Genomic DNA, 5,380 nt, shown 5'->3' on the forward strand with positions numbered 1-5,380 from the left:
CCCCCGTAAAGCATGATAATCATATCCTTCAAGATCAATTTTGATATATGAAACCGGAATATCATTTTCGAAAAACATTCTGTCTAGGGTAATTACTTCTATTTCATTACCATTTTTTTTATCACTAATTTGAGAAGAAATACCTTGGCTTGTAATAAACAGTTTTCCCTCCTTATCAGACAAAGCTTTTTCTATTATATGTACATTCTTATTGTTGCTAAACGTTCTTTTCAAGCAAGAAACAAATTCCTTTAATGGTTCAATCGCATAAATTTCTTTACATCTAGCGGCTATGATAAAGCTAAATAACCCTTCAGCAGCACCACAATCTATAACAGTGTCGTTTACACCAACCTTTGTTTCCTCAATCTCATAATAATGCCAATTATCTTTATAAAATGATTCCACAGTAATTTGTTCAAGGGATTTAAGACTAAATTCTTTAGGAAAAAATAAGGGTTTATTTTCAAATCCCTTGAAATATACCTCCACAAAATTTTCACCATAAGTTATTTGGCTTATCCTCTCTTTTGCCTTATTTGCCTAAGATTTATCAAAAAATAATTTAATCACTTCTTTAGCATTCACACCATTTTGGTTCTTAAAAATATAGTAGTAAAATATTTTAAACCGTGTTATAGTCATAACATTTTAGATTTCTTTGCATTAATTAAAGAATGTTGAAAATATTTACGTTACTAAAACGCTTTATTTCCATTTTAATTTCACAGCTTTCTTAAAAATGCTTCTGCACCGATATCGGTTTAATATTCAGATTATTACGAAAGTACTTTAGATAAACCGAAAGCAGTCCAATAACCATCCAAGAATAGACATAAGACAACGCTGTTGTAAAAATGAATGAAATCAGAATTGAAATAAGAGCAAAAGATAATCCAAAAATGATTAATGCATAGTCAGGATTAGTAATTTCTATTTTTTTAATATTCTTAAAGCTGCGTTTTAATATAATGGTAATGAATCCAATGAAAATAAAGGAACCAATTAGTCCGGTATCATGCAGAATTGTTAAATATAAATTTCCTATCCAGGCCCTCATTACTTCTCCGTAAATAAATTTTGTGGGGAAAAAGCTTGCAAAGCTGTAAGTACCATAGCCAAAAAGAGGATTTTGAGAAATATTATTAATTGCATCTGTCCAAACCAATAATCTATACCCCCCCGTACCACTTTGATAATCTATTATATTATCTAATTTATAACTTAAGAAAAAACTTGAAACAAAATTCGAGACTAACAGAAATAATACAATAGTTATTAAAAAAATGTACCTATAAGGCATCTCTATTTTTATAAATCTGAAACTTCTTTTAGATAATATATATATTGCAATAATACATACAAATGCTGATATCCAGACACCTCTTGTAAATGAGAGCAATACACCAATTCCAGTTGAAATAAAAGTTAATAAAATAAGTGTTCTTGATATTTTTTCAATGCTACTGTTTCGATTCAACATAAGTGTAAATGATAAAATGAAATAAATTAAACAGTAACTTCCAAACACATTTGGTTCTCTCATTGTTGAATAAACTCCATACGCTACACTTAGATCATCAGTAAGATTTATTCCTTGGATGTCGTACCCTAAATAAGCAATAATAAAACCAACAACCCCAAGACTTGAGAATAAGATACCTGACTTTAAATAATGCTTAAAAAATTTATCTAGCATTAATTGTGAATCTATAAAGTTAACCATAACAAAATAAATCAAAGCTGCACTTAATAGATTAAACGTCTGCATCATACTGTAAAAGCGATCAGGTGCATTGAAATAAGAAATAATAAAACTCCATGTAAAAAAAAGTAAAATTAACTTTCCAACTTTGTCGATATAGATCCTCTTTGCACCCAATAACATATCAATTACTAAGAAACACAATAAAATCAAATTTGCTAATTGATCCAACCTTACATTAAGTCCGAAGATCTTCAGGTTAATCCCATTCAATGCAGCAAGGTATGGTACAAGAAGCAATAATTTCGTACCTGTTCTCAAATAAGCACTCTCAAGAATTATACTTTTATTTTGTGTGATTTGGAAGATCGTTTCGAATTGTCTGGAAAACTAATTCTGGAGTTATTTTAACCATGCAGTCAAGTGTTCCTAATGGGCAGTTTTTCTTACCACATGGTGAGCAAGGAACTTCTGCAACAATAATTTTTTCTGTTTCAATATGTTGACCGAATTCAATTGATGAATTCGCCCCATTTCTAAGTACATATGTGGGTATATTGTAAACGCCAGAGATATACCTTATCCCTGTATCTTCGGTAATTAGCATATCTAATTTCTGAATAATAATTGACACTTCATCCAGCGTTGTTTCTCCTACTAATGAGTAAGTATTGAATCCTAATCCCTTTTGTATTGACGAAACTGAATTTTTAAAATTGCTTGTCCCAATAAATAATATTTCTGAGTTTAAGTCTTTATAAAGTGCTTTACAGAGAGCAATATAATATTGCTGGGGCCATAAAAATTTGTGCTGCGCACTTGGATTAATACCAACTATTATTTTTCCTTGGTTAATTTTTAAATTCTTGAACTTTTTATCAGCACTCTCTCTTGCAGTTTCATTAATAAAATAGTCTATTTTGATCGAATGATTATCAAACCTCTCCCCCAACCATTTTTCGATTATTTTAAGTTTTTGTAATGCAGCTTGTTCGACATTTTGATACGGAATTTCTTTGCTTAACAAAAAACCAAATCCTTTATGTGATACACCAATCCTCTCGGGGACACCTGACAACCACATTGCAAGGTGCTCTCGATGATATGATGCAGTCCGAAAATTAATCACAGCTTTTGGTTTTAAATCGTGCAATGCTTTGATAAGCTTAAAGAAAAAAAATACACTCTTTAAAATCCCACCAGAATTATTATACCAAGGTAGGTCTATTATATGAATTGATGAAATGTTATTATTTTTTTTTAACGCTATTGCACCAGCTGATGATAATAAGCAAATAATCTTTTTATCTGGATTTGCTTCCTTAATGTATCTAATCGCGGGTGTTGTTAGGAGAACATCCCCCAAATGAGCTGGTTCTAATAATAAAATTCTATCTTCATAACAACTATTCTTTTTAGGAATTTTAAAAATTGCACAAATCTTGAAAATGAGATAAAGGAATCTATCTATTAAAATCAGAAGATAGAAATTTCTTTTATGAACGAAAAAATTGTAATCCAATTTCATTTTCACATTTGTATAGTAAAAAATAGAGTCGACGACTTTCAATTATTTTTTTTCCGTGCAACTACATGAAAACTCCAATACATATCTCTACCATTATTATATTCTACTATTTCCATTCCTTTGGAAGAAATAAATTTTATTATTCGCTGATAAGTAGGACTCCATTTATGCCCCATCCCAACCCAGGGTCCTCCCGGTCTCCATAATTTGTTGGATTTGTGCGGTAGATATAGAAACAATATCCCACCCACTTTCAGTTTGCTAATCCACAACACTAAAGCACCTTTCCAATCATCAACATGTTCGAGGCAATGGGAGCTAAAAACATAATCTAATGAGTCATTTTCAAATCTATCTAATTTATTTGCATTCTGATGAACTTCATTTTGTATCGAGACTGCCCCCGGTAATGGCCATCTATCTGCTCCTATGTCAATTCCTTTACCAATACAATAGGTTAATGCCTTTTCTTTAATAAAAGAGACAGCATTTCCGTTATTTAAATAATCCGGATAAAGTTTACCGTGATATTTGTAAAAGCTCTTATCTTCTACCGTTATTAATTGGACATGATTTTTATTTATATGGTACCTCAACCAATAAAATATTTTTTTTGGATTTTTTATGACCCTATTAATTTTTTTATACATAGACTAATTATACCTCTTTAGAATATTATAATAGTACGCCCTAATTCATCTCTTCAATAATTTAATAAAGTAGTTTGGTGTTGCAAATAATGGTAGCAGAAGAAACCAAAAAAGAAAACTATATCGATAATTCTGAAAAATTATGATAAGAATTCCCTTGAGTTTTATGTTATTTCTTTTTCTGTGTAAAATATCTCTCGCAACATATTCAATGATAACTTTACTTTTTGCTTTGTTAATAGCAGATTTTGAGTAACCTTTTTTTCGCAACGTTTCTAATAGTAAAGTACTACCAGTTACAAAATATTTATACCATTTCTTGCTTTCTGTAATATCTGAATTAAAACCTCGGTAAGCTACAAGTGGTTCAGGAATATAAATTCCTTTCAGACTGTCTTTTACACCAGAATAAACTGACAAAAGAAACGAAGCTCCGTATTCATGGAAAGGGTTGTATTCCGCACTGGCAAGGCACAACAATTTTGACTTTTGAATAATAACTGATGACAAATACTGAATCCTAATACCAAACGTTTTCAATAACAAATCTGAGTTTGAAAAAATAAGTTGATGCCGTATGCCCATCCCATTTTCTTTAATCTTCCTTGAAAAATACTTATCCCACATGGAATAGTTCAAAATAATTAAATTATATTTTTTCTGTATTTGATCCATTACCATGGCAACAGCATTCTTCTCCATTTTATCATCATCAGCAAATATCCACACATATTTCCCTTTTGCTAACCTGGCTGCTATAAAAAAATTTTCATCTATTACGTTTTCAACATTTCTACTGTAATAAATAAAACTAAATTTTTCTACATACTTTGCTGCAACATTGGTTGTTTCATCATTGCTTGCATTATCCGAAATAATAATCTCAAGCTTATTTTCATAACCTTTTGCAGATTCAAGTACGCTCTCTAAGCATTCAACTAAAAATTTTGAGCGGTTATAAGTGGGGATACAAATTGAGAGTATTGGATTGTTTCTAGTTTCCAATCTATGTTCATCCAACTAATAAATGTTTTAGTTTATAAATCGAAGAATAAATCATCTTGGCAATATTGAAACGCGCTAACAAAAGTAACGGTAGTGAAATGAACCAAAATTGTATCTTCTTGCTAAAGAAAGTCCATAAATCGTCGCTAATTTTTATAATCTCCTCTTTTGACATATGAGGAATGTCTCTAAATATTGCTCTTGGCAATAATGCTAAGACTAATTTCTCACGATATTTTAAATCATTTTTTCCTATCACTCCTTCTTCGTACAAGTTTTTAAAATATTCATAGCAATCAACACACTGATGGTGAATCATATCATAATCAATTCTATCAGGGTAACGGTTGGCAAGTTTTCTGTCACCAATGAAAAATGATGCTAAATTAGATGAAGCAGTCATCCTTACTGCAATATCTGTAATTATTCCCCTGTACTTTTCGTAATATTCTATAGAACGATTCTTAAGAATATTTATTATAATATTTCTTG

At 30.4% G+C, this 5,380-nt stretch carries 6 protein-coding genes; all 6 read right to left on the minus strand.

Annotation, left to right across the window (positions count from 1 at the left end):
* Nucleotides 1–492, minus strand: a 492-nt coding sequence (locus AB1349_12660) for an FkbM family methyltransferase (GenBank protein MEW6558178.1), incomplete at its 3' end; no start/stop codon positions are given.
* A gap of 244 nt (nt 493–736) precedes the next feature.
* Nucleotides 737–2,026: an O-antigen ligase family protein gene (locus AB1349_12665; GenBank protein MEW6558179.1), complete on the minus strand. Its 1,290-nt coding sequence runs from the start codon at nt 2,024–2,026 to the stop codon at nt 737–739.
* A gap of 25 nt (nt 2,027–2,051) precedes the next feature.
* Nucleotides 2,052–3,233 (minus strand): glycosyltransferase family 9 protein, encoded by a 1,182-nt coding sequence (locus tag AB1349_12670; GenBank protein MEW6558180.1) that lies wholly within the window; start codon nt 3,231–3,233, stop codon nt 2,052–2,054.
* A 38-nt stretch (nt 3,234–3,271) separates the two neighbouring features.
* Nucleotides 3,272–3,883, minus strand: coding sequence for a methyltransferase domain-containing protein (locus tag AB1349_12675; protein MEW6558181.1), 612 nt, complete (start codon nt 3,881–3,883; stop codon nt 3,272–3,274).
* A 45-nt stretch (nt 3,884–3,928) separates the two neighbouring features.
* Entirely contained in the window at nt 3,929–4,888 is a 960-nt protein-coding gene (locus tag AB1349_12680; GenBank protein ID MEW6558182.1) for a glycosyltransferase family 2 protein, read from the minus strand.
* Between the two features lie 7 nt (nt 4,889–4,895).
* Nucleotides 4,896–5,380: hypothetical protein (locus AB1349_12685; GenBank protein ID MEW6558183.1), on the minus strand; the 485-nt coding region annotated here is incomplete at its 5' end.

The sequence above is a fragment of the Elusimicrobiota bacterium genome (genome assembly GCA_040757695.1).
In the GTDB taxonomy this organism is placed as follows: Bacteria; Elusimicrobiota; UBA8919; order UBA8919; family UBA8919; genus JBFLWK01.

Coding starts and splice junctions, on each gene's coding strand:
- AB1349_12670 (MEW6558180.1), bottom strand. CDS start 3,233: ATGAAATTGGATTACAATTTTTTCGTTCATAAAAGAAATTTCTATCTT.
- AB1349_12675 (MEW6558181.1), bottom strand. CDS start 3,883: ATGTATAAAAAAATTAATAGGGTCATAAAAAATCCAAAAAAAATATTT.